The sequence below is a fragment of the Sphingomonas sp. AAP5 genome (assembly GCF_004354345.1).
Classification (GTDB): domain Bacteria; phylum Pseudomonadota; class Alphaproteobacteria; order Sphingomonadales; family Sphingomonadaceae; genus Sphingomonas; species Sphingomonas glacialis.
On sequence record NZ_CP037913.1, the window covers coordinates 2,877,501 to 2,900,747 of the forward strand.

Sequence of the window (23,247 nt, forward strand, 5' to 3'; positions counted from 1 at the left end):
GCCTAAACATACCATGCCACGATTTGCCTGGTGAATCCTAGATATTGCTGTTGGATGCGAAGTGCCTGTCGCGCAACCCCGCGTGCCATCGCGTCGTCATAGGGGCCTGAGAATTGCCAATCGCTATTCTCCATCGTCACAGGAGCGACCCGGTAATAATGTGCACCAAGCCAAGCTTCAAAGCGGGCACGCGTCTCCTTGGTTGGACCGGTTTCAAGGAATGGATACCGAAACCAGCGTTCGCGACGTCCACTTGAAGCGAGCAGTGGAGCGGTCTCCGTCTCGTCCAGCGCAACATCGGCGATATAGGCGTCTACCGGCGTTTTGTTCAGCGAGAGATGCGAATACGTGTGGTTGCCAAGATCCATCCCTGCATCGATCCACTATTACATTAGAGCTATGCGGAGCGGCCGATCAGGCGCGTCGAGCTGAATCTCGTTGACGAATCCGGTCGCCTTCCAGCGATTGCGCTTCATAGCCACTAGCAGTTGAGCGGTCACGGCAGCGCCATCTGCCGCTGAGCTAAATTTTTTGAAGACGGGTAATTCGTCGAACGTTATCGCTACCTCGCGAGCGTGGGCCGGGGTTATTCGGATTGATGCAGCCACAAGTGCGATCGGCGCGCAGCAGCGGAATAGGGCGCCAATCCATCGTTGACCGTCCATCCCTCTTACCTTGCATTTTCCAGATGCTGTGCGGCGCGCTGCGGCAGCAACAGGATACATGCAAAAATAAAGGCCGCCAGCACGGCCGAAGCTAGCGGCCGACTGAAATCCATACCGCCCTTGTCGAGCGGCTTGTCGAGCAAATCGCCGACCGTAGCGCCGAGCGGGCGCGTCAGAATGAACGCTGCCCAGAACAGGAAAACGCGCGATACGCTGGTCCAGAAGTAAAGGGCAACGAGGAGTAGCAGTGCGGCCGCAAACACTAGCGCACCACCCTCATAGCCAAGCCCGCCGGTATCGGCGATCCAGTCCCCCAGCGCGGTACCGAGCGTCTGGGAAAAGGTGATCGTCACCCAATAGAAAATCTCTGCCTTGGGCGTCCGAACGGAATCGACCGAGACCGAGCCCATCGACCAACGCCACAATGCCAGCGTGCGGAGGAGGCACGTCAGCAGCAATGCCGAGCCGCCAGTGTAGCCGATTCCGAGCGAGCGGTCGGCAAAATCGGCAAGCGTCGTCCCCGCCGTGGTCGAGGCAATGATCGTCCCCCAGTAAAGAAACGGATGAAACCGCTTCACGCTGATCTGCCAGCATACTGAGCCGACGAGCAGCGAGGCGAAAATCACTGTGCCGACGAGATAACCAAGGTTCATCGACATCGTGACGGTGTCGCCGCCGGTTTCGCCAAGCGTCGTCGCTGCGATCTTAATGATCCAGAAGGTCAGCACGACCTCGGGCACCTTGCTGACCTTCTCGGGCTCGGTTGGTGCGTCAGCCATTGGCAATCCTATTATCGTCGACCATGTGTCAGATTGTCCGGCGAACGAACGCCGCCGCCCAAACGATCCTTGGGCAACGGCGGTCGGCTTTCGTTAGCGATCAGTCGGCATTGGGACCTTCGGCGCCATTCTCGAGCACCTTGCCGGTGCGGGCATCGACGCCGACCTCGAACGTCTTGCCGTTGCTCTTAATGTCGAACGAATAGCGCAAGCCCGTGCCGCCCTTTTCCTTTTCGAGTTCCTGGTCGGTGATCACGCCAGGACGGGCGGCGAGCGCAGTCGTCCGAGCAGTGGCGAGGGTCACCTTGGCCATTGGTGCGAGGCTCGCGCCCTTCAGCGCGTGCTGGGCAGGGGCGGCCGAAGCGCTAGTCGCGGCGAGCATCGCAACCGCGGTCAGACAAATGAGTTTACGCATGATAGTCTCCTACAAAGGCGAAGCGCCTTGGCAGTTGCTTTAGACGACCCCGCATTCGCCGGACCTGAGGCGAAGGTTAGGAATTGCTAACTTGGCGAATTAGCCGATCGCCCCACTCACTCCTGCTCTGCACAGGCCGCAGCATAACGAGGATATTGCGATGAGGCTTTTGCTACTGGAGGATGACAGGGAGGTTCGCGAGCATATCGTGCGCCTGCTGCAGGCTGCCGGTCATGTGGTCGATGACTGTGCGACGGGACCGGATGCAATCTTTCTCGGGACCAGCAACAGCTATTCCGTCCTGATCCTCGATCGCATGGTGCCCGGTATCGACGGCCTCGCTGTGCTCAAGGCGCTGCGCGCAGCGGGGGTTCAGACCCCCGCTTTATTCCTGACCGCCATGGACGATGTCGATGACCGGGTGGAAGGCCTTGCGACCGCCGATGATTATCTCGTGAAGCCGTTTGCCGGTTCAGAATTGCTGGCGCGGGTCGGTGCGCTGGGGCGACGCCCTCTTGTGACCGAGACCGTTACCAAGCTCGCGGTCGCCGACCTCGAGATCGATCTGCTCAAGCGCACGGTCATGCGGGGCGGCCTACGCATCGATCTTCAGCAGCAGGAGTATAAATTGCTCGAATTTTTGATGCGGCACGCGGGCGAGATCGTCACGCGGACGATGCTGCTCGAGAACGTATGGTCGTTCCATTTCGATCCGGGAACCAATCTCATCGAAAGCCACATGAGTCGGTTGCGCGCCAAGGTGGACCGTGGATACGGCCATGATCTGATCCATACCGTACGCGGCGCCGGATATCGGCTCGATGCGGCGGCTTAGCCCGCTTCGCAGCAGCGCTTTTCGCTTCGCGCTGATGATGGCGGCGATCTTCGCGGTCGGCGCGATCGCCTTGCTGTTCATGGTCGAACAGTCGGTTAGTCGGTACGCGAGCGAGGTCGCGAACGACAGCATCGTCGCCGAGGTCGCCGTACTGCGCGAGGAAAGCCACGCGGTCGGTGCGGCGGAGACAATCCGGTCTGTCGTCCGCCGTGAGAATGCGGCACGCGAGCATCAACTGCGCTATTTACTGGTGGACCGTGGCGGCAAATATCTTGCGGGTAGCCTGCCGGCATCGATGGCCCAGCCGGGGTGGCACCTGGTCACGCTTCCCAACCACGATGCCAATAATGACGATGGTGCCGCAACCATGACGTTGTCAGCGCTCGGCGCACGGCTTGATGATCGCACAATGCTGGTCGTCGCCAGCGACACATCGGATCTCGAAGAATTGCGCTGGACCCTCGGGACGGCGAGCGCTGCCTTTGGCGGACTGATTACCGCGCTTGCACTTATTGGCGGGTTCGTGGTCGGCAGTATTTTTCTGCGTCGCCTCGACAAGGTGAATAGATCGGTTGCGCGGATCATTGACGGTAGCCTGACCGAACGCTTGCCGAAGATTGGCATAAGCGCCGAGTTTGACGACCTCTCCACCAATCTCAATCAGATGCTGGCGCGGATCGAGGCACTCATGGACGGCATGCGGCACGTCTCGAACAATATTGCGCACGATCTGCGCACGCCGCTGACGCGACTGCGCCAGCGGCTGGAAACGCTGCAGGATGGCGTGAGAGGGTCGGCGGCCGAACCACAGGTCGAAGCTGCGTTGGCGCAGGTCGACGAAATCCTGCGCGTGTTCCGTGCGCTGCTTCGGATCAGCGCGCTGGAAGCAGGAGCGGGGCAGCAGCGAATTATCGAGATCGATCTGAGCGCGCTCGTGTCGCGAATGGTTGAGGCCTATCGCGTCGTTGCTGAAGATGCAGGGCATTTGCTGTCCGCCACGATCCAATCGGAGGTGCTCGCTCGAGCCGATCCCGAGATGCTCACGCAGGCCGTCACGAACCTTATCGAGAACGCGATCATACACACGCCAACCGGAACGCATGTCTCGGTGGCGCTTGAGCAGGGCGCGGACAGGGTCGTTCTCAGCGTCGCGGATGACGGCCCGGGCATTCCCCTGGCCGAGCGTGAGCATGTGCTCGAACGCTTTTACCGGCTCGACGAAAGCCGGGCGACGCCCGGCGTGGGCCTGGGATTGTCGCTCGTCTCCGCCGTGTCCAAAATCCACGGTGCAACGTTGCGCTTGCTTGACAATACCCCTGGGCTTCGCGCGGAATTGTCGCTCGCTCAGAGCCCCCACCCCGGTTCGCCAACATCAAAGCGCTAACCGCATCACCACATTGGTTATTGCGAATGATGTACCCGTTCTCGAACGCCATTGGTTGCGCTTGAAGTCCTCAACCATCGGAGAGAGAAAATGCGCTTCCTGAAATTCGCCGCCGCAATTGCCCTGACGGTCGGTACCGCCAGCCTGGTAGTCCCAGCTTTGGCCCAGAACTATCCGAACCAGCAGCCGGACCCCAATATGCGACGGGATCAACCTGTGTCGCGCGATGATCAAATGCGTCGCGACGAACAGGCACGGCGCGATAATGGAATGCGACAGGACGATCACGCTCGGCGCGACGATAGTCGCAATGGCGACCAGCAATCGAACAGCGACCATGGCATGCGTCGCGACGACCGCCGGGGCTATCGCGATCGCGGATATGGTGACCATGGATATGGTGATCGCGGCCGCGGCTATGGTTGGCAGCAGCGTCAGTGCCGCACGGTCTGGTATCACCACCGCCGGGTTCGCCAATGCCATTGATCTGACCGTCAGGAAGGCTGGCATACACGCCAGCCTTTCTCGCGAACATTTTAATAACCGCAGCCTGACAACCTAGCCTGTCAAGGTCGCGACCATCCCGATTGCGGCCGCAAGCATAACCAAAGTGGCAATCCACCCGATCGATTTCAGGATGGGGGGTAGCCGGAAGTCGCCCATTACCGCTCGATTGCTCGAGAGTAACATCATGGCGACCATCACGGGCACGGCTACGACCCCATTGATCACTGCACTCCAAAATAACGCTTTGACCGGGTCAATCGGCGTAAAGTTCAACACCGTTCCGATGACCATGGCCGCCCCGATCGTTGCATAGAATGCCTTTGCCCGCTGCGGCTTTCGGGCTAGGCCTACATGCCAACCGAAGGCTTCGCCCATCGCATAAGCGGCAGAGCCCGCCAGAACCGGTAGCGCCAGCATGCCGGTGCCGATGATCCCCAGCGCGAAAACCAGGAACGCGAACTGACCGGCGATCGGGCGCAACGCTTCGGCAGCCTGCGCGGACGTTTGAATATCGGTCACACCATGGGCGTGCAGCGTCGCCGCCGTCGTCAGGATGATAAACAAGGCGACGATATTGGACAGCCCCATGCCCACTAGCGTGTCCAGCCGAATGCGCCGCAGCTCCGTCTTCGCTTGATCAGGGGCTCGCCCGAGCGGGCGTGCGCCTGCCCGCTCCTTGATGTCCTCCACTTCCTCTTCGGCTTGCCAGAAAAAGAGATAGGGACTGATCGTCGTCCCCAGAATGGCAACGACGACGGTAAGATAGCCGGTGCTGAACGCGACATGGGGGACGATCAGGTGGTAGCCAACCGTCGTCCAGGGCAGCTTCACCATCAGCGCGACCGCGACATAAGCGAACAGCGAAAGCGTCAGCCATTTGAGAAGCGAGACGTAACGCGAATACCGAACGAACACTTCCAGCGCGAGCGACGCGATCCCAAACGCCACGACATATGCCCACTGCGGGCCGGGTAGCAGCAGCTTCAGGGCTGCTGCCATTGCGCCTAGATCGGCGCCGAGATTGATGGTGTTGGCGATCACCAACAACGCGACGATGCCGCATAGAAGCGCTCGGGGATAATGCCGCTTCAAATTGCCGGCGATCCCCCGCCCGGTAACGCGGCCGATCCGGGCGCTGATTTCCTGGATCGCGCACATCAGCGGCCAACTGAACAGCATCACCCAGCCCAGATCATAGCCGAACTGCGCACCCGCCTGCGAATAGGTGGCGATGCCGCTGGGGTCGTCGTCGGATGCTCCAGTGATCAGACCCGGTCCGAGCACTTCAAGCAGCTTGGGTGTTTCCGGCTGCTTTACCGCTTCGTGTGGATTTGGCGCGGGGACGTCGTTGGGCATGCGGGGGATCCTGTTTAGGACTATCGACTGCGCTCCCGGCCGCGACACTCCCGAACTAGACCGAGACAGCTCCTCCGTCACTGCACTTCATGAAATCTGCCATAATTTAATCGTCGAGAGATGAGCGATCCTGGGACGAATTGGCTGACAGTTTCAAACGCCCGTTATGATAGCAGATGTTTTCGCGTCGACCTCACCCCACACCTGCTTGAAGATTGTTTCTTACCAACGTGTCCTGAATCCGTTGCGAACTCGGAACGAATGACAATTCGTTCGGTTAGCATCTCACTGCAGGGAATTAGGTCGAGGAATTTATGACAATGTCCGATCGCGCCATGCTGAACAAGGTGCCGCTTGTCACGCTCGCTTTCTGGGTGATCAAAATCCTCGCGACCACGGTCGGCGAAACGGGTGCGGATTTTCTCAATTTCAATCTGCGCTTCGGATTAACGATTACGTCGCTGCTCGCAGCGGCCGTTTTGGCGATCTTCCTCGTCATTCAGATGCGGCAGGACTGCTACGTCCCGTGGATTTATTGGATCACGGTTGTTTTGCTTAGCGTTGTCGGAACGCTCATCACCGACAATCTGAGCGACACGTTCGGGGTCAGCCTGTATGTCACCACGATTGCCTTTGCGGTCGCGCTCGCTGCAACCTTCATCGGTTGGTACCGGGCCGAACACACCCTTTCGATCCACGACATCACCTCGCCGCGGCGAGAACGATTTTATTGGCTGGCGATCCTGTTTACCTTCGCGCTGGGCACTGCGGCTGGCGACTTGGTTTCCGAGCAAATGGGCTTGGGCTACGCACTGTCGGGCGCGATTTTCGGAGGACTGATCGTAGTAATCACGCTCGGCTTTTATGCCAAAGCCATCAATCCGGTGCTCGCTTTCTGGTCAGCCTATGTTCTGACCCGGCCGCTCGGCGCATCGATGGGCGATTTCCTGACACAAGCCCCGAAGGACGGCGGGCTGGGATATTCAACGACGATCGTTAGCGCTGCGTTTCTAATGGTGATCGTCGGGTTGGTTATATACCTTACGACCACGCGTGCTGATGCGCTCGAGGGTTCATCGTAGGCGCCAATCTGAGGATGGCCCGACCGCCACTGGCCGTTTCGCGTTCCTCGATACGAGCGGCTTTATGAAAACCTAGGCGGCGTGGACAAATTTGAGCCAGTATCTAGCGGCGGCGATATGGATCATGCTGAGGAAGCTTTCGGCGAGCTGGTCGTAGCGGGTGGCGATGGCGCGGTTGATTTTGAGGCGGCCGAAGAAGCGTTCGATATGATTGCGTTCCTTGTAGAGCGAGCGGTCGTGTTCGATCTTGATCCGGCGGTTTGATCGGCCCGGGATGACGGCCTGTATGTTGCGGCGCGCAAGGTCGGCTCGGATGGCGTCGGCGTCATATCCCTTGTCGGCCAGCAGCGCCTTTGGCGCCTGCTCCGGCAGGGCGATCAGCGTGTCATAGGCCTTGCAATCGGCCGCTTCGCCGACTGTCAGGTGGAAGGCGAGCGGTCGTCCTCGGGCATCTGCCAGACAGTGAAGCTTACTGGTGAACCCGCCCCGCGAGCGGCCAAGAGCGCGTCGATGAGCCCCCCTTTTCCGCCCGCTGCCGAGACGTGGGCGCGAACGGTGGTACTATCGATACTGTAATGGCCGCTGTCCGCCATCATCTCGGCCAGCGTGACCGAAACGGCCTCCCAAACCCCGGCCTCGCTCCAGCGCCGAAACCGGCGGTAGATCGTGTTCCAGTTGCCGTATTTGGGCGGCACATCGCGCCAAGGCGTGCCGCAGCGCAGCCGCCAGAGGATGCCGTTGATGATCGAACGGTTCTCTTCGGGCGGTCGCCCAGGCCCACGGCTCGCCGCATCAATCGGCAGCAAGCCTCTCAAAACACGCCATTCCGCTTCGCTCAGATCGCCCCGGCTCAACCCCGCCTCCAAAAGGAAGCCTTGAATCAATCACCGAATCTCGCGTCAACCAATTTGTCCACGCCGCCTAAGAGAGAGCTATCTGACGCCCGCTGCGGCAAGCGCGCTACCGCTGGCGTGATGGACACAAAGCGCCATAGTGCAGCCATTCGCTTTGAAAGCAACATCGCTAGCGGGCGGATGCCAAATGAGATAAACGGTTGAGATGAGCAATGAAGCAACATCGTACCGCAAACGTGCGGAGCCCGAACGTGCAGTAGCTGAGACTGCCACGCTACCAAATGTTCGTATTCGAGCCCTTCGATCGGCCGAGCGATGGGAGGAAATGGCCCAGCGCGCTGAACGTGTCCAAACGCTAGCTTCAGAACGAAATAGCTACTCGGGCACTGTGCGGCCGCGATAGTCGCTTCTGGTCAATGTCGAACTTTCAGAGCGGGTTAGTCGCATCCTGATAGCGTATTTTATGGGTCACACACACCTGCGATATTGAATGTAAATTTTTGAGATTTTTTACTGCAGCCTCAATTGAAGGAAATCGACATTGACTGATGAAACTATCGACGCCGTTGAACTTGCTACAGAATTGACAATGGCATGGCTGTCGAACCCAAATACGCGCACGTCGGCGGAGGATGTTCCATCCTTCTTAAAGTCGATGCATGACGCACTGATCGGCCTCTCGACTGCAGCGTCTCAAGCTCCTGCGGACGACGCTGCTCCGGAATTTACCGCCGCGGTCACTGCGCGGAAGTCGTTGGCCAATCCCGATGTTATTATCTCGATGATCGACGGCAAGCCCTACAAAGCATTGACCCGGCATCTCACTACCAACGGTTTGACGCCCGACGAATATCGCGCGCGCTATGGTTTGAAGCCCGATTATCCCATGACCGCGCCGTCCTACTCGGCAATGCGTCGTGATATGGCGAAGAAAATCGGTCTTGGACGAAAGCCGAGACAAAACGCTCCTGTAAAGGCCGAGGCTTCCCCATCGGAGCCGAAGCGTGGTCGGCCCGCGAAGCTTGTCGATCCTGGTTGAACGACAGGCGGCGAGCGTGCGGCGCGGGGAACCGCTTTCATCAGTGATGCTCTGGGCGGCTTGGGCGGTACGCCGCTGACGACAATCGAAACGGGCGAACAGGCGATAGCGCTACGGCCTTACGCTCTTTCCGAACCGGTCCCAAGCATAGCATCCGAGATCACCACCCCCGCTCGTGCTCATGCTCGATCAGTAGTACCGAGCCACGGTGGACGAGCCCGGGGGATGCTCAGGACGTGACACCGCGGGCGGCCGCCCAAACCACGGCAGGAAGCGAACGCCTCTCAGCATGGCTAAAGCACTTGGAACCGCAGCTGCAATCAGCCCGACCCGACCGATCCGATGGCACCAATGATTTTATCGGGATGCGTCGCGAACTTGGTATTGAAACCCTACGTCAGTGACGGCGCAGCTTGTCTGCGATATGCACTACTGTTTGCACTCAGCACAAGGAGGAAACATGACAAACCTGGATCTCGCTTCAAAACTCGCCAACGCGCACGGAGTGACCAAGGTGGACGCCCGCGAGATGCTTGCCAATCTTTTTGCTGAAATTACCGATGCAGCATCGCGTGGCGAGGAGGTCTCTCTGCCCGGATTCGGAAAATTCAAGGTGAAGAACACACCTGAACGCGAAGGCCGTAACCCCGCGACAGGCGAGACTATCACGATCAAGGCAGCGCGGAAGCTCACTTTTTCCCCCGCAAAGGCTGTCAAGGACAGGCTCTCCGCCTAATTTTCAGCCGTCGTCGCTTTCTGGCGTACTGGCTTCCTGTCTGAGGCCCTCAGTGCACCCAGCTCAACATGTCGAGCCGGGTGCACTGATAGCATCGAGATCATTAATTGTCGTCGTCGTCATCGCGCCATTGCTGATGCTCGCGACGTTCGTGCGCCCAATAGAGCCGCCTTTGCTGCTCCGCGCGCCACCGCTCGATCTGCTCGCGGCGTGCTCGCACTTGCCACTCGTAGCGGGGATGCCGGTAATAAGAATAGGATTGGTACTGCGGCACGCCGTAAGTGTAATAGCTGTCTACCGGGTACTCTTCGTCATCATAGGCGTAGCTGTTGTAGCCGCCCGACCCAAAGCTCAGTGTAATCCCACCGAAGCTCTGCGCTGACGCCGGCGAGGCCAGTGCGAAGGCAGAGGCGGTCACCAATGCAACCGTCATAGCGAGTTTGCGAACATTCGTCATGGGTACTCCCTTCACACGATGGAAATGTTACCGGCAGTCGTTCCCGCTGCGCTCGATTGCACGGCCAGCCAGCGCGCCACCACCTGCACCAAGAATAAGGCCTGTCGTGCTTGGCCGGTCATATTGACCACCCCGACCAATTTCACGCCCGAGTAGGCCGCCGGCAACTGCGCCAAGAATGGCCCCAGTGGTACCGGATTTGCAGCGCTCCCCCTGATAATAATTCTGCTGCTGCGGGTAGTCGTCACGATCGGTGTAGCCTTGGGGCTCACGCGCATTGTAGTACCCTTGATAGCGGCTCCGCTGGTAGCGACGCTCATACTGGGCGCGACGCTGCTGCTGGTAGCGCTGATATTCGCGCTGCTGGCGGTAGTTCTGGTAACCCGCATCCTGATCATAGCCATCGTGCTCACCCTGATATTGCTGGTGATAGACCTGGCGGCCGTAATAATCCTGCGCTGATGCAGGGGCCGCAACGATTGCGGCGAGAGCGACGCTTGAGGTTATCAAGGCTGAGATCAACGTCTTCTTCACGGCTCGTCTCCTCGGAGTGATCCAATGTTGCCGGTGTAGGCGAGCGGCCGTGAAATCGTGCTGAACACGATTGTTATCGGAGGTTCATTTATGGCCTAATCGGCCCTTTCGCAGCCGGGGCCGATAAGCTTCGTACGGATTGCGGTCTTGCCCTCCGGGATATCGCGATGATCGGTATTTCGTTGGCGAACTATAGCGACTGACGAGCGCTGATGGCCCGCCCCGCTCATCAGCCAGCAAGAAACCCAGGCGTATAGGGTGTCTGATATGAAAGAGCGGAGATGTCGCCATGGACCACGGACGCTTCGACGTCACAGATACTGCGGATGTGCCTTTCGCCGAGCTACTCGATCGCCAAAAGACGCTATTACGCGCCCATGCACGTCGTCTCACCGGAAACAGCTTCGATGCCGACGATCTTGTGCAGGACACGATGCTGCGGTGCTGGTCGGCCCGGAACAGCTTCCAGCCGGGCAGCAATTTCGGGGCGTGGAGCCGGGTGGTGATGCGCAACAGCTTTCTTTCGGCTCATCGCCGTGATCGTTTCCATGCCAGTCTGCCGGAGGAAGCTTTCGATCGCCTGCCCGGTGCCGAGGGCGGGCAGGACCAGGCGGTAGAGTTACGCGACATCGGATGGGCGCTCGGTCAACTCAGCCCAGACCATCGCGATGCAGTGCTGCTTGCCGGAAAAGGCGTGTCGAGCGAGGAGGCCGCATGCCAACTCGCTATCCCGGAAGGCACCTTCAAGAGCCGGGTTGCGCGCGGTAGGGCCCATCTCCGGCAGCTGATCGAGGACTCCGATGCCCGGCCGTTCTCAGCAAGCGTACGCAAGGAGAAAACTCCAGAACGCCGCGACTGGAAAGGCGTGCTGATCGGATAGCCGCATTATAATATGACCGTGATAATTGGTCATCCCTGATGGGAAAATCAAAAAATTGCGCATCAATGCGACAGCGCAACGCGGCCGGTCGGCTGAAGCCTATTGCGAACAGGAGATAGCGGTACGGCGAAAGAGGGCCGGTCGTCCCTCCGACGCCGCGTTGCTAAACACGTAAGGTTAAGCCATCGCCTAAACCGCGCGACGGCCGCTCACCAAGTTGAAGATTACCACGACCACCGCGGCGACCAGCAGAAGATGGATCAATCCGCCCCCGATATGGACAGCGAACCCAAGGACCCAGAGAATGAGGAGAATTACGGCAATGGTCCAAAGCATGGGAAGCCTCCGATCGGCGGATGCCACAACAGCATCCTTCTGAGGCCAAAACGCGACCGTAACGGAAAGTGTTCCTTGGCACTCAAGTTCTCGCCATGCTGTGCGGAGGATCGCATACCCCCGCTTCCAAGCGCGTTGCTGTCAGAATAAGCGAATGCCGGTTCTTCGGCGAGTGGCCACCTACGGGCGGATCGGGGAATGGCTGAACTGGGTCGTTAACCGCTGTCACGGAGCGATGTGATCAAAGGGCCTCTACGCGACGCTTTCTAGCCAAACGCTGCCCAAGCGCAACCGGCCACTTTGACGGTTCTTGATGCGAAATCTCACGTTCGCAACTTCGGCCTCAAGGTTGCGTCGTCAGCATGATCGACACCGAGACCCGAATCCGGGACCTGGTTGAGGCTTATCGAGATTGGCGGCGATTCCCGAGCCGTGCTGACCGTGCGACGGGTGATGGGCGAGCATTTCGCCGTGTTCCCACGAGATGCTGCTCGACCCGGCAGCCGTAGCCAGGCCAAGCAGCATCTGGGCGCGCGATCGTGAGCATCAGATCGAGTTGAACAAGTTACGCAAGATTGCCGATGGGTGCCAATGCACCTGTCGAACGGGTGCGTAAGCATCTTGGGGAACGACTTTGCGCCACCTAGGTTCTCAGTTCGCGGGCAGAGGTCCGTCAGAGAGGAGAATGCTAATGTCCATCCTAGCCTGGATCGTCCTCGGTCTCGTGGCCGGCTTCATCGGCAGCAAGATTGTCAACAAGTCCGGTGAGGGCATACTGCTCGACATCGTACTCGGCGTGGTCGGCGCCGTCGTCGGAGGGTTCCTTTTCAACCAATTCGGCGCTGCAGGGGTCACCGGTCTGAACATCTACAGCCTCATCGTTGCCGTCATTGGCGCGATCGTGGTGCTGCTCCTCTACCATCTGGTGGTCCGCGGCACGACCCGCTGACTCTCGGCACCTCTGCCCGATAACAAACCGGCCAATTTCGGACCGGAACTAGGAGAAGACTATCATGACACAGACACTCACAGGCCTGTTCGACAGCTACCACGACGCGCGCCGCGCGGTGCAGGATCTCGAGGCGGCGGGCGTGCCGCACCGCGACGTCAGCATCGTTGGTCATGACAAGAACCATGACGGCACGGACGGAGTGCGGGACGTGGCCGATCCGGCTGGCGAGGACGCGGGCAAGGGTGCAGGTATCGGCGCGACGGTCGGCGGCGTCGGCGGTCTGCTTGCAGGACTCGGACTGCTTGCCATCCCCGGCATCGGGCCGGTGGTGGCCGCCGGCTGGCTGGCGGCGACCGCAGCGGGTGCGGCTGGCGGCGCGCTGATCGGCGGAGCGGCTGGTGGCTTAGTCGGTGCGCTGACCCATGCAGGCGTGCCGGAGAACGACGCGCACGTCTACGCCGAAGGTGTTCGCCGCGGCGGCACCCTTGTCACCGTCAAGGTCGACGAGCCGCTGGTGCCGACCGCGCGCAATATCCTAAGCGACGACCGTTCGGTGAATCTCGGCGAGCGTCGTCATGCATACGAGTCGAAGGGTTGGAGCAAGTTCGACGAGACCGCTCCCGCCTATTCGGAAGCCGACGTCGCAACCGAGCGCGCCAGCTACGATCGCGTCTGATCCTCAATCAAGATCCTAGGGAGATGACTATGCGTATCACCAACATCGTATTGCTTGGGACGGCCCTGTTCGCCGCTCCAACGCTGGCGCAGACTGTGCCCGCGAAGAACAATGCCGCGCTAAAGACCGCACACACCGTTGACGATGGAGGTGCCCGCAATGGGGCCAACTCGTTCACGCAGGTTCAGGCGCGCGAGCATATCGCCAAGTCCGGCTTCACCAACGTGTCGGGGCTGACCAAGGACAAGAGCGGCATTTGGCACGGCTCCGCCACGAAGGGCGGCCACACCGTGCACGTCGCGCTCGACTTCAAGGGCAACGTGTCCACGGCCAAGTGACTAGGTGGCAGCGGCGGCGCGTGCGGGTGACTCCGCGTGCGGTCGCTGCCATTGTCATCTGAGGCGATAAGACGATCGGCCACGCACCATGAAACTCGGCACACGGCTCCGCTCGATCGCACTCTTCGAACAGCTTGGTCCCGGCCTTGTGACCGGAGCGGCCGATGACGATCCCAGCGGCATCGCGACCTATTCCCAAGCCGGTGCGCAGTTCGGGTTCGGACTTCTGTGGACTATGCTGCTCACCTATCCGTTGATGTCGGCGGTACAGCTTATCAGCGCGCACATCGGCCGTGTAACCGGCTGTGGCCTCGCTAAGAACATGGGCGACCTGCTGCCGCGATGGATCGTGACCAGCCTCTTGATTCTGCTGTTCGTGACCAACACCATCAACATCGGCGCGGACATCGCAGCGATGGGAGACGCCGGGCAATTGGTGGTCGGAACCAACGGACACCTGCTCACGATCGGCTTCGCGCTGCTGTCGCTCGGACTTCAGCTGTTCATACCCTATCGCCGCTACGCAGCGTTCCTGAAATGGATCACGCTCTGCCTGCTCGCTTATGTAGCGCTGGTCTTCATGGTCCACATGGATTGGAAAGCGGCGGCGGTCGGGTTCATCGTTCCGAGGATCGACGGTAAGGTCGCGGTGATCACCGTCGTCGCCATCTTCGGCACCACGATCAGTCCGTATCTTTTCTTCTGGCAGAGCGCGCAGGAGGTAGAGGAAGTCGCGCAGAAACCTGCCGCCGAACCGCTGGTCGATGCGCCATGGCAGGCGCGACGAGAATTCCGCCGAATGCGCATCGACACGTTCGCCGGGATGGCGATCTCTAACATCGTTGCGCTTGCGATCATGGCGGGCACAGCGGCCACGCTGCACGCCAGCGGGCACACCACCATCGGCACCGCCGCCGATGCCGCCAAGGCGCTCGAGCCGGTCGCCGGCAAGTTCGCATTCCTGCTGTTTGCGCTTGGTATCATCGGCACCGGGCTGCTGGCCGTGCCCGTGCTCGCCGGCTCTGCTGCCTATGCGATCGGCGAGAGCCGAGGCTGGAAGTGCGGGCTCGAACACAAGCCTTGGGAGGCGGTCGGGTTCTACAGCGTGATCGGGATGGCGACGCTGCTGGGGATCGCCATCGACTGGTCGTCGATCGATCCGATCAAGGCGCTTTTCTGGAGCGCCGTTATCAACGGCGTGGTCGCAGTGCCGATCATGGCGGCGATGATGCTGGTGGCGCGACGTCGCAAGGCGATGGGGAAGTTCATGATCGGGACACGTCTCTACTTCTTCGGCTGGGCGGCGACCGTTGTAATGGCTGCGGCGGTCGCCGCGATGATTTTCGTGCAATGAAAACATCGACGTGGAGGCGGCTCGTTCGTACCCGCACGGTGTTCGCACTGGGATGCGTGACTTCCATAGCCAGCCCGGCTACCGCGGGCCGAGTCGCGCTGACATTCGACGATCTGCCGGTGTTCGGAAAGTTCGTCACCGCAGCTGACGGCGCGGATGTGACTGACAAGTTGCTGGTCGGGATGGCACGACATCACTGGAAAGCGACGGGTTTCGTGAACGAGATGCAGCTCGATGCCGCAGACCGGCCGCAGCGCATCGGGTTGCTCCGACGATGGCTTGATGCTGGAATGGATCTTGGAAATCACACTTACTCGCATGTATCGTTGAGTACGACGCTGGTGGACGGCTACATCGCCGATGTCGTTCGCGGCGAAACGGTGACTGCCCCTCTGCTCGGGGCCCACGGCATGCGGGAACGCTGGTTCCGCTACCCTTATCTCGAGACCGGAACGACCAAAGCCACGCGAAGCATCTTCCAGGCATGGCTCAAGGGCCGTGGCTACCGGGTCGCGCCGGTCACGATGGAGAATAGCGACTGGCAGTTCTCCGCACCGTATGATGACGCGGTCGAGCGGGGGGACGTCCGGCAAGCGGCCGCGATCCAGAGGTCATATCTCGATTTCACGCGTCGGATCGTGGGCTGGTACAGACGTGCGGGGCACACGCTATTCGCGCGTGAGCCCGCCTTCGTCTTCCTGCGGCATGCCAGCCGTTTGAACGCAGCGAGCGTCGATGGGCTTGCAGCGATACTGCACGAACAACGACTTCGCGTCGTATCACTTGATAACGTCATGCGAGATCCGGCCTATCGAACACCCGACGGATATGTCGGTCCCGATGGCAACGAGTGGCTGGAGCGCTGGGCGACGACGCTTCACCGCGACCTGCCGTTCAAGAGCATTCCAAAGGTGCCGGAGCCGATCGTCGCTGACGACGCGCGCCTCGAGGCGCTCACGGATCCCCACGCGCGGTGACGAGCGTCAGATCAGTGCCACTTACAGCCTCGCCGTGCGGCGCAGGCGACCCCCTTTGCCCAAGGCCGCTGACCGCCTGGGAAAGCTGGTCCAACGACGGAACCAGCCTATTGTCTGATGCGGTCGAGGTCTGGTCGACAACACGCGCCACGCCGATGAGGATCACCGTCTCAGAAGTCTTGGCGGCCAGGCTTTCTACGAGGGGCTGCAGGCGGCGGTAACTTCTGTCGTCGAACAAGCCCAGCATACAGACCACGTCCGCGTCGCCAATTGCGAAATCCGCACCACCCTGGAGCCGACCCGGCAGTCTGCTTTGCTCCTGCACATCGCAACCTGCGATGCGCAGGACCTGCACAGCCAGCCGGGTTACCGCCGGATCAAGCGGTCCGCGTCCAGCCACGCACAGGACCGATCGGCCGGTCGGAGGCTCGCCCGCGCCTGGCGGACCGTAAGCGAGGGCACCGCTTCCAAGGTCGGTATCGAGAGTGTTGGTTCCGCGATAATCCTGCATCACGTCTATCACGTCATATACCGTATCCCCCACACCCTCGAGCGCGGAGCGATCGACCGCGCCCCGATCGAAGGCTGCCGCCGCCAGCCGCATGCCGCCCAGCACGACCTCATCATAGTATTGCACCATCGACATCGTCTCGAGACACGACTCCCCTTGCTCGATGGCTGCCTCGACGTTCCCGGCCAGAATGCGCTGGTAAAAGGTCTCGGCCGGCGACAACGCGGGGCGATCACCGAGCAGCACATCGAAGATCTCAAAAGCTGGGATGTGGCGCCCCAGCACGACCAGCATCAGGGTCACAGGCATCGCCAGAACCAGCCCAACGGGGCCCCAGATCCACGTCCAGAACAGCGCGGCAAGCACTACCGACACCGGCGACAGGCCAGTCGAGTGGCCGTACAGCAGCGGTTCGAGCACATAGCCGACGACCGGCTCCACGACGATGAACAGCAGGAGAACGTAGAACACCATGGTCCAGCCCGGATCTACCGCCGCCGCCAAGGCCAATGGCCCGGCCAGGCCCACGACCACGCCGACATAGGGTACGAAGCGCGCCAGCCCGGCCAACGCGCCCCATAGGCCAGGCGATGGCACGCCGATCAGGAATAGCCCCGCCCACACGACCAGGCCAAATCCCAGATTCACGACCGACTGCGACAGGAAGTATCTGCTGAGCCGACTCGCTCCTTCATCGAGCGCTACTGTGGTCCGGTGGAGATCAGCGGTTCCCATGAGGCGGATCAGACGATCACGCAGATCCTCTCGCTGAAACAGAATGAAGATCGTGACGATCAGCACGATTAGGATCGTCTCGATCGGCTCGAGCGCTGGGATGACGTAGCTCTGTACCTCCTCAAGCGCCGTCTCCGGGGCTGGACGAATCTCGACAGGGACAACGCCGCTGCTCGTTGTTCTGGTCGTCGCCTGGAGTCCCGCGGCTCGTGCGCTCCTCGTCTTGCGCTGTCCGCTGCCGCCGTCGGATTGAAGGATCGCCCCAAACCTTCGCCTGATCGCGACGCGCAACACTGCAGCCTTGGCGGTAATTCGTTCGGCGTAAGCCGGTGCGTCCTTGCTCAGGGTGGCGGCCTGGCTGACAATGATGGTGCTGGTCACCCCGATCCCTCCAAGCGCCAGTGCGACGGCGAAAAGGACCGCAGGCGCTTTCGGGACACGCAGTCGTCTGAAGCCGCTCACAATCGGCGCGAGGAGAAAAGAAAGCAGCACCGCCAGGATAATCGGCAGGAGGATCGAACGTCCGAAGTAGAGCCCGGTCGTCGTGATCGCGGCGATGATCCACGGTGCTGTCGCGCCCAAAGCGTTCTGGTTACGCCAACGCAAGCTGCGACCGATCGCCACTGGTTCACGCATGGCTTGACCGTCCTTCATCATCGCTAATCGACAATACGGGAAGCTCCATTAAAAAAATGCGGCAAGCAAGCATGATGGCTGCAGATTGCGTCGATCAATTTCAGCAAAACCTCCAAGTCCGCAATTATCAAATTTGATCGGCGAGAAAGTCTGGCTGATCGGGGAGCGCCGCTCGACCCGTGAGCGGAAATACTATCTCTCGAACCTACCGGTCGCCACGCCTAACAAGACGCTCGCCGGCGCCATCAAGGCACGGTGGATCTGCGAGCAGGCACAACAGCAGTTCAACGAAGAACTTAGCCTCGACCGCTTCGAAGGCTGATCACTGACAGGGCTGCATCGACACGCACTCATGACCATGATTGAAGTTCCTCAGAGCCTGCTCAGCATCCTCTTGGTCCGTGCGTGGCGAGAAGCGCCTGGCAGTTTGCAGCAGCCCTGCGAAATACCTCATCCTGCCATCGAGTGCTTTAACGTCTGAATTTCGTCACGGCAGGCGGTGACCTACTGCCAGCCGGCCTTTGACGAACTAGCGCAAAAGTGGATTGGCTAAAGGTAATGCAACATTTTTGTTACGCCGGAGTTACGTCTTCATCTGAGTTGGAGGAAGCCAGGACCACCTCATACCCGGGCGCCGCAATATGGCCACGGGCGTTCAAATCGGCCTGGCTTGGCTTGGAACCGTTCAGATGAGCGGCCCCTCCGGTTGACCAAAGATAGCAGAGGAGAACGGAAATGGCTGAATATCGCGAAGCGAACGTCGACACGACATACGTAGAGAGGCGGAGCAACACCGGTCTTGTCATCGGCGGCGTAGTGCTTGCCATCCTGATCGTAGTAGGACTGCTTTTCGCAACCGGCTTCTGGAGCGCGAACGTCAAAGGGGGCGCCCTGCCAACCGTGAATGTGAGCGCCAAGAGCGGCGCCCTTCCGGACGTGGCGGTGCATTCTAAAGAAGTCGTCGTCGGAACCAGCAAGCAGACCGTGACGGTCCCCAAGGTCGAAACGAAAAAGACATCGATCGACGTTCCAACGATCGGCGTCAAAGACGATAATAAGCAATAGCATTCGTTGCTCTTTGCATGCGGGGTGGCGCCATGAACTCGGCGCACCTCCGCCGCTCACTGCTTGGTAGAACGCCCCTTCCTGCAGACCGAGAAATCCCAGCTGTCAGAAATCCGACCGCCTGCAGGAAGCACTGCCTCATCAAGATTGAGGTGTCGGACTTGGACTATCCGCCGCGAACCTTTTGAGATGAACGGCTTCTGTCACATGCATTCAGCATATAGCCAAACCGATCGTGTATTGGATGTGCAGCAAATTGAAGGAGTAAACTATGGTGAAGAAACTTACCCGCTCAGCAGTTTTGGCAGTCGCCGCGCTGACGACTGCTGGCGTTGCCACTGTGCCCGACGCGGCACTTGCTCAAAATTATCATCATTATCGTCATCATCGCGCTTATAGTGGTAGCGACCGGTATTACCGTAGCAATGCCGACCGTGGTCAATATGACAATCGCCATTGCGGAAGCGGAGACGGTGCGGTCGGCACGATTGCCGGTGGTGCTGGCGGCGCTGTGCTTGGCAACGTGTTGGGTGGCGGAACGCTCGGCACGGTTGCGGGCGGCGTCGGGGGCGCACTGCTCGGACGAACGCTCGACAAAAACAACACGCGGGATCGCAACAGAAACCGCAACGGCTGCTAATTGGAATGCGCCGCTGCTGCGATGACATCGCGGCGGCGGTGCCCTCTTTAAACGATCGTCTCAGTTCTACGCGTTCGCCGCAATCTCACGGTCGAGGACGGCGTCACGCCATGGCATCGGACGAAGGTCTTCGGGGTCCGCGAGTTGCGAGACCATGCTTTATCGTATCCACGGCATCTGCGATTTCGGAGCGGATCCACCCATCATCCAGGAACCGATAACCAACGTGGCTCTTCGGCTTGAATTTGCCGTCGAGCCAGACAATGACCTGTAGGCCGATTTCTCCCGCGCCGCTTGTCTGGATCCAATTGAAGCTCTGTGGCTCGTCGTTGCGGAGCCTCGTCGAGGTTGCCGTTCCAGCCTGGATCACAAGCGATCTGCCCGACCTTTCTACCATCTTGCGGGCGGCTTCGGCGTAGGTCCGGTGGAAATGCCCGGCAAGGGCGACATGCACTCCGGCTTCGCACACGGCTTGAACCGCTTCTTCATGGCGCCCAACGGCTTCGCTCAGTTCGTTCCCCATGCCGATCGGCATCGCGAACAAGGGGTGATGCGTAACGAGAATCCTGATCTTGCTTGGCGCGACCGAACCGAAGCGCTGCTGCATGAGGCTGATCTGCTCCTGGTTGATGCGCCCATCCTTGAACGTGAAAGAGCGCGCGGTGTTGAGGCCCAGCACCGCGATCTCACCATTTTCGAACCACGGGCAGAGGACATCGTCGATGTAGTGCCGATAGCGCTGCAGCGGTGCTCCGAAACGTCGTATAACATCGTAGAACGGTATGTCGTGATTGCCGGGCACCAGAAGAAGGGAATGGCCTGCCGCACGCAGTCTCTTGAGATAGTCAGACGCCGCTTGAAATTGATGCGCGCGCGCGCGTTGCGTGAAGTCGCCCGAAATGATGACGAGGTCCGGCCGTTGCTGGCTCAACCACTCTTCTGTCGCCGCCACGATGGCTGGATCGTTTGCGCCAAAATGTATATCGGACAGGTGCGCGATGCGGGCCATGAACAAAGGAACGAGCATCATCATCACCGGTTCATTTGGCCACGGAAAAACCTGGAGTTGCCGGTGACGCGAGCATGAGCGGCGAACCATTGATCGTCTTGATCAACCGCGAAGGTGGCGCAGCGAGTTCTGCCGGCCCGAACCTGCCGGATACCGTGAGTGCAGCATTTGCGAAGGCCGGTGCGCAAGTGGACATTCACACGCTTCCGGGAGAAGAGTTGCACGAGGCAGTCGAACGGGCGGCCGCCAGCCATCGCCGCGTCGTTGTCGCGGGGGGAGACGGCACGATCGCGTCGGCGGCTCAGGTGCTGGCCGGGACGCAGGTCGAGCTAGCCGTTTTGCCGCTCGGCACTTTGAACCACTTCGCTCGCGATCTCGGCATCCCCACAATCCTAGACGACGCAGCAGATCTGGCCGTTAACGGTTCATCCTCACCAGTCGACCTAGGCAAAGTTAACGAGCGCCTTTTCATCAACAACGCGTCGGTTGGTCTCTATTCAACGATGGTCAAAGATCGTGACCGCATCCAACATCGGCTTCACCTGCCGAAATGGCTTGCCTCTGTTCCCGCTTCGTGGGGCACCTTGTCGCAAATGCGGCATCACCGCATGCGCATAGACATGGGCGATGGCGTAGCGCCGATCGTTACCCCTCTGCTTTTCGTTGGGAACAACCGCTATTCCCTGGAGCGGGGCGCCGTCGGGTGTCGCGATTCGCTTAGCGACGGCACACTGGCCGTTTACGCGGTTTCGCATATGACGCGGTTGTCGCTGCTGTGGTTTGGTCTTCGGGCTACGCTTGGCTTGGCCGATCATGCACAGGATTTCGAGATTGTCGGCGACTGCCAGAAGATGTCCGTCCGATCGAGCGGTTCGACGATCGAAATCGGCCTCGACGGCGAGGTGCAGCAGATGCCGCTTCCGTTGACGTTCTCGATTCAGGTCGGGGCACTGAACGTGGTTGCGCCCCACATTGCGCCAGTGACCTAGCATTGCGCGACAACGTGGCGCTTTCGCCCGTTGTGCGAAAGACCCGTGTGAGGAAGCTGCCCCATTTCCTCGCCGTGATGGAGCCCCGCTTTGAGGCTTATCTTTTACACGGATCGTCAACCCGAAGTGGATGCGCGCCAGCACGAACAGCACCAGGCTGATGCCATAGCCTAGCAGACCGATCAGCGCAGAGAGTGCGGCATTCCCGAGCGACGGAGACGCAGCCCCGGCGACGAGTGCGAGACAGACGTTGACGAAGTCGGCCATCAGCCCCTTCACGGCGGCCAGCGCCGGCGCATCCGCTTCGGCGATTCGCGACGTGCAATTGTTGTCGATCGCCCAGCACAGGCAGGCGCCGACCACCGCCGCCGCGCCGCCAAGTGCAGCGCGGCCGCCGCCGCCCTGCAGCGCGCGCAGCACCGCCCCGGCTACGATCGCAACCATCCCGAGCCCGACACGGACGTTGAACGGCTCGCGAAAGACGGTTTAGGCGATCAAAGCGGTGAATACGCCTTCCATCGTCAGCAGCAGCGACGCCGCCGAGCCGGTCACACTGGTCAATCCCAGCATCAGCAACGCCGAGCCCAGCACCCCGCCGAACAGGACGGCTGCTGCGAGCCAGGGCATGTCGCTGCGGGAAAACGGAAGTCGTACACGGCCGCTCGCGAGGCGGAACAGGGTCAGGCCGAGGCCCGAACCGAGATCGAGCAGTCCCGCCATCATCAACGGCGACACGTTTCCGACCACGACCTTGGCTGCCGGTGTGGACGTGCCGAACAAAGCTGCCGCTGCAATGGAGAAGAGGCCGCCGCGGCGGATGTTGCCGAGGATGAACCGTGGTCTCACAGGTACTTCGCCAGTTGCGAAAGGCGCACGAGTTCGGCTCACGCATCGTCCGACAGCGGGCCGACCGCCCCCTCGAGGTGGTGCTCGATATGGTCTGTGACCAGGAGCGTCTTAGCGGCCTCGAGCGCGCTGATTACCGCTTGCATCTGCTGCGCGGTTTCAGCCCCTCTCGTCCCTGTTCCACCATGGAGATGATCGTGGATAAGTGGCCATGCGCGCGCCGGAGCCGGTTCAGGATCTTGCAGTCGTTTGCATGAGACAGGTGCCACCCAATATCCTCCTCCCAAGGATAGCACCAGATCAAGTTCGGATGCCACGGCGCTTTTTTATTCGAGACACTTGGTAAGATTTTATCGTCGAACCTGCGGCTTCTCGTGCGTCGTTCCCAAGAATTTGCGGACAGCAGGTTTCAGCGATGGCCAAGCACCGTCTGAATGTCGTGAAAGGGCACACTGCCGCCAGGCCGCTTATTGGAAACTGAACGGCAGGTTCCGGCACGAGCGGCCATTCACACGCTAGTAGGGGCGCGGCTTGAGTTGGTCGACACCTGCCGCAGCAGCGACGACCCAATGCACGAAGCCGCTGCGCGGCAGTGGTGTTGGCGGTGAGGTAGCGCGTCTGCGCTGAGGTTTGGCCCTGCGGAGGCAGTGGCGGACGATG

General features: G+C 60.3%; 27 protein-coding genes and 2 pseudogenes. 15 read left to right on the forward strand and 14 right to left on the reverse strand.

Going from position 1 to position 23,247, the window contains the following annotated elements:
- Nucleotides 1-2 precede the first annotated feature (2 nt).
- The 3 genes from E2E30_RS21070 to E2E30_RS13325 form a co-directional block, all read right to left on the reverse strand.
- Entirely contained in the window at nt 3-368 is a 366-nt protein-coding gene (locus E2E30_RS21070; RefSeq protein ID WP_240698934.1) for a hypothetical protein, read from the reverse strand.
- A 302-nt stretch (nt 369-670) separates the two neighbouring features.
- The gene (locus tag E2E30_RS13320; RefSeq protein WP_133190554.1) at nt 671-1,444 is read right to left on the reverse strand and encodes a COG4705 family protein; all 774 of its coding nucleotides are present in this window, start codon (nt 1,442-1,444) and stop codon (nt 671-673) included.
- Between the two features lie 100 nt (nt 1,445-1,544).
- Nucleotides 1,545-1,859 carry a PepSY domain-containing protein gene (locus E2E30_RS13325; RefSeq protein WP_133190556.1) on the reverse strand — a complete coding sequence of 105 codons (315 nt, stop codon included), beginning with the start codon at nt 1,857-1,859 and terminating at the stop codon, nt 1,545-1,547.
- Nucleotides 1,860-2,019: 160 nt separating this feature from the next.
- Here E2E30_RS13325 and E2E30_RS13330 point away from each other — a divergent pair, with 160 nt between their 5' ends.
- Nucleotides 2,020-2,694 carry a winged helix-turn-helix domain-containing protein gene (locus tag E2E30_RS13330; RefSeq protein ID WP_133190558.1) on the forward strand — a complete coding sequence of 225 codons (675 nt, stop codon included), beginning with the start codon at nt 2,020-2,022 and terminating at the stop codon, nt 2,692-2,694.
- Nucleotides 2,681-4,078, forward strand: coding sequence for a sensor histidine kinase (locus E2E30_RS13335; RefSeq protein WP_133190560.1), 1,398 nt, complete (start codon nt 2,681-2,683; stop codon nt 4,076-4,078). The genes E2E30_RS13330 and E2E30_RS13335 overlap by 14 nt, the downstream gene beginning before the upstream one ends.
- Here E2E30_RS13335 and E2E30_RS13340 read toward each other — a convergent pair.
- The gene (locus E2E30_RS13340) at nt 4,067-4,588 is read right to left on the reverse strand and encodes a hypothetical protein (RefSeq protein ID WP_133190562.1); all 522 of its coding nucleotides are present in this window, start codon (nt 4,586-4,588) and stop codon (nt 4,067-4,069) included. The two genes, E2E30_RS13335 and E2E30_RS13340, sit on opposite strands and share 12 nt — an antisense overlap.
- A 48-nt stretch (nt 4,589-4,636) precedes the next feature.
- A complete protein-coding gene (locus E2E30_RS13345; protein WP_133190564.1) occupies nt 4,637-5,941 on the reverse strand; it encodes an NRAMP family divalent metal transporter in 1,305 nt (434 codons plus the stop codon).
- A 320-nt stretch (nt 5,942-6,261) separates the two neighbouring features.
- Between E2E30_RS13345 and E2E30_RS13350 the strand changes: the two genes are divergently transcribed.
- Nucleotides 6,262-7,023, forward strand: a complete 762-nt coding sequence (locus E2E30_RS13350) for a COG4705 family protein (RefSeq protein ID WP_133190566.1) — start codon at nt 6,262-6,264, stop codon at nt 7,021-7,023.
- Nucleotides 7,024-7,095: 72 nt separating this feature from the next.
- Here E2E30_RS13350 and E2E30_RS21255 read toward each other — a convergent pair.
- A pseudogene (locus tag E2E30_RS21255) lies at nt 7,096-7,907 on the reverse strand (IS5 family transposase).
- Nucleotides 7,908-8,418: 511 nt separating this feature from the next.
- Here E2E30_RS21255 and E2E30_RS13360 point away from each other — a divergent pair.
- Both E2E30_RS13360 and E2E30_RS13365 read left to right on the forward strand, forming a co-directional pair.
- Complete coding sequence (locus tag E2E30_RS13360; RefSeq protein ID WP_133190568.1) at nt 8,419-8,916, forward strand: MucR family transcriptional regulator; 498 nt, start codon at nt 8,419-8,421, stop codon at nt 8,914-8,916.
- A 424-nt stretch (nt 8,917-9,340) separates the two neighbouring features.
- Nucleotides 9,341-9,652, forward strand: coding sequence for an HU family DNA-binding protein (locus E2E30_RS13365; RefSeq protein WP_165954583.1), 312 nt, complete (start codon nt 9,341-9,343; stop codon nt 9,650-9,652).
- Between the two features lie 103 nt (nt 9,653-9,755).
- On the opposite strand, the gene E2E30_RS13370 is transcribed toward E2E30_RS13365, so the two are convergent.
- Together E2E30_RS13370 and E2E30_RS13375 are read right to left on the reverse strand one after the other, a co-directional pair.
- Nucleotides 9,756-10,109, reverse strand: coding sequence for a hypothetical protein (locus E2E30_RS13370; RefSeq protein ID WP_133190572.1), 354 nt, complete (start codon nt 10,107-10,109; stop codon nt 9,756-9,758).
- Nucleotides 10,110-10,136: 27 nt separating this feature from the next.
- Nucleotides 10,137-10,643, reverse strand: coding sequence for a hypothetical protein (locus E2E30_RS13375; protein ID WP_133190574.1), 507 nt, complete (start codon nt 10,641-10,643; stop codon nt 10,137-10,139).
- A 289-nt stretch (nt 10,644-10,932) separates the two neighbouring features.
- Between E2E30_RS13375 and E2E30_RS13380 the strand changes: the two genes are divergently transcribed.
- Nucleotides 10,933-11,523, forward strand: coding sequence for an RNA polymerase sigma factor (locus E2E30_RS13380; protein WP_133190576.1), 591 nt, complete (start codon nt 10,933-10,935; stop codon nt 11,521-11,523).
- A gap of 189 nt (nt 11,524-11,712) precedes the next feature.
- On the opposite strand, the gene E2E30_RS13385 is transcribed toward E2E30_RS13380, so the two are convergent.
- Nucleotides 11,713-11,859 (reverse strand): lmo0937 family membrane protein, encoded by a 147-nt coding sequence (locus E2E30_RS13385; RefSeq protein ID WP_133190578.1) that lies wholly within the window; start codon nt 11,857-11,859, stop codon nt 11,713-11,715.
- A gap of 691 nt (nt 11,860-12,550) precedes the next feature.
- Here E2E30_RS13385 and E2E30_RS13390 point away from each other — a divergent pair.
- The 5 genes from E2E30_RS13390 (at nt 12,551) to E2E30_RS13410 (ending at nt 16,156) form a co-directional block, all read left to right on the forward strand.
- A complete protein-coding gene (locus E2E30_RS13390) occupies nt 12,551-12,808 on the forward strand; it encodes a GlsB/YeaQ/YmgE family stress response membrane protein (RefSeq protein ID WP_133190580.1) in 258 nt (85 codons plus the stop codon).
- A gap of 64 nt (nt 12,809-12,872) precedes the next feature.
- Nucleotides 12,873-13,487 (forward strand): general stress protein, encoded by a 615-nt coding sequence (locus E2E30_RS13395; protein ID WP_133190582.1) that lies wholly within the window; start codon nt 12,873-12,875, stop codon nt 13,485-13,487.
- A 29-nt stretch (nt 13,488-13,516) separates the two neighbouring features.
- Nucleotides 13,517-13,825 (forward strand): hypothetical protein, encoded by a 309-nt coding sequence (locus E2E30_RS13400; protein WP_133190584.1) that lies wholly within the window; start codon nt 13,517-13,519, stop codon nt 13,823-13,825.
- Between the two features lie 88 nt (nt 13,826-13,913).
- Nucleotides 13,914-15,179, forward strand: a complete 1,266-nt coding sequence (locus tag E2E30_RS13405) for an NRAMP family divalent metal transporter (RefSeq protein ID WP_133190586.1) — start codon at nt 13,914-13,916, stop codon at nt 15,177-15,179.
- A complete protein-coding gene (locus E2E30_RS13410) occupies nt 15,176-16,156 on the forward strand; it encodes a polysaccharide deacetylase family protein (protein ID WP_133190588.1) in 981 nt (326 codons plus the stop codon). Before E2E30_RS13405 ends, E2E30_RS13410 begins: the two co-directional genes overlap by 4 nt.
- Here E2E30_RS13410 and E2E30_RS13415 read toward each other — a convergent pair.
- Nucleotides 16,134-18,059, reverse strand: coding sequence for an AI-2E family transporter (locus E2E30_RS13415; RefSeq protein ID WP_133190590.1), 1,926 nt, complete (start codon nt 18,057-18,059; stop codon nt 16,134-16,136). The genes E2E30_RS13410 and E2E30_RS13415 overlap by 23 nt on opposite strands.
- A 109-nt stretch (nt 18,060-18,168) precedes the next feature.
- On the opposite strand from E2E30_RS13415, the pseudogene E2E30_RS13420 reads away from it, so the two are divergent.
- From E2E30_RS13420 to E2E30_RS13430, 3 genes and pseudogenes are all read left to right on the forward strand, one after another.
- Nucleotides 18,169-18,357: pseudogene (locus E2E30_RS13420) on the forward strand (IS701 family transposase); the annotation flags it as partial.
- 416 nt (nt 18,358-18,773) lie between these two features.
- Nucleotides 18,774-19,103 (forward strand): hypothetical protein, encoded by a 330-nt coding sequence (locus E2E30_RS13425; RefSeq protein WP_133190592.1) that lies wholly within the window; start codon nt 18,774-18,776, stop codon nt 19,101-19,103.
- 271 nt (nt 19,104-19,374) lie between these two features.
- A complete protein-coding gene (locus E2E30_RS13430; protein WP_206365583.1) occupies nt 19,375-19,743 on the forward strand; it encodes a hypothetical protein in 369 nt (122 codons plus the stop codon).
- Nucleotides 19,744-19,846: 103 nt separating this feature from the next.
- Here E2E30_RS13430 and E2E30_RS13435 read toward each other — a convergent pair whose 3' ends face one another.
- Complete coding sequence (locus tag E2E30_RS13435) at nt 19,847-20,752, reverse strand: metallophosphoesterase family protein (RefSeq protein ID WP_133192096.1); 906 nt, start codon at nt 20,750-20,752, stop codon at nt 19,847-19,849.
- Nucleotides 20,753-20,826: 74 nt separating this feature from the next.
- On the opposite strand from E2E30_RS13435, the gene E2E30_RS13440 reads away from it, so the two are divergent.
- Entirely contained in the window at nt 20,827-21,741 is a 915-nt protein-coding gene (locus E2E30_RS13440) for a diacylglycerol/lipid kinase family protein (RefSeq protein WP_133190594.1), read from the forward strand.
- Nucleotides 21,742-22,227: 486 nt separating this feature from the next.
- On the opposite strand, the gene E2E30_RS13445 is transcribed toward E2E30_RS13440, so the two are convergent.
- Genes E2E30_RS13445 through E2E30_RS21260 form a run of 3 tightly spaced genes read right to left on the reverse strand, consistent with a single transcriptional unit; the run spans nt 22,228 to nt 22,891 of the window.
- The gene (locus tag E2E30_RS13445) at nt 22,228-22,587 is read right to left on the reverse strand and encodes an EamA family transporter (RefSeq protein WP_165954523.1); all 360 of its coding nucleotides are present in this window, start codon (nt 22,585-22,587) and stop codon (nt 22,228-22,230) included.
- A 38-nt stretch (nt 22,588-22,625) separates the two neighbouring features.
- Nucleotides 22,626-22,733 carry a hypothetical protein gene (locus E2E30_RS13450; RefSeq protein ID WP_272482932.1) on the reverse strand — a complete coding sequence of 36 codons (108 nt, stop codon included), beginning with the start codon at nt 22,731-22,733 and terminating at the stop codon, nt 22,626-22,628.
- The gene (locus tag E2E30_RS21260; protein WP_443018335.1) at nt 22,721-22,891 is read right to left on the reverse strand and encodes a metal-sensing transcriptional repressor; all 171 of its coding nucleotides are present in this window, start codon (nt 22,889-22,891) and stop codon (nt 22,721-22,723) included. Before E2E30_RS21260 ends, E2E30_RS13450 begins: the two co-directional genes overlap by 13 nt.
- Between the last annotated feature and the right edge of the window lie 356 nt (nt 22,892-23,247).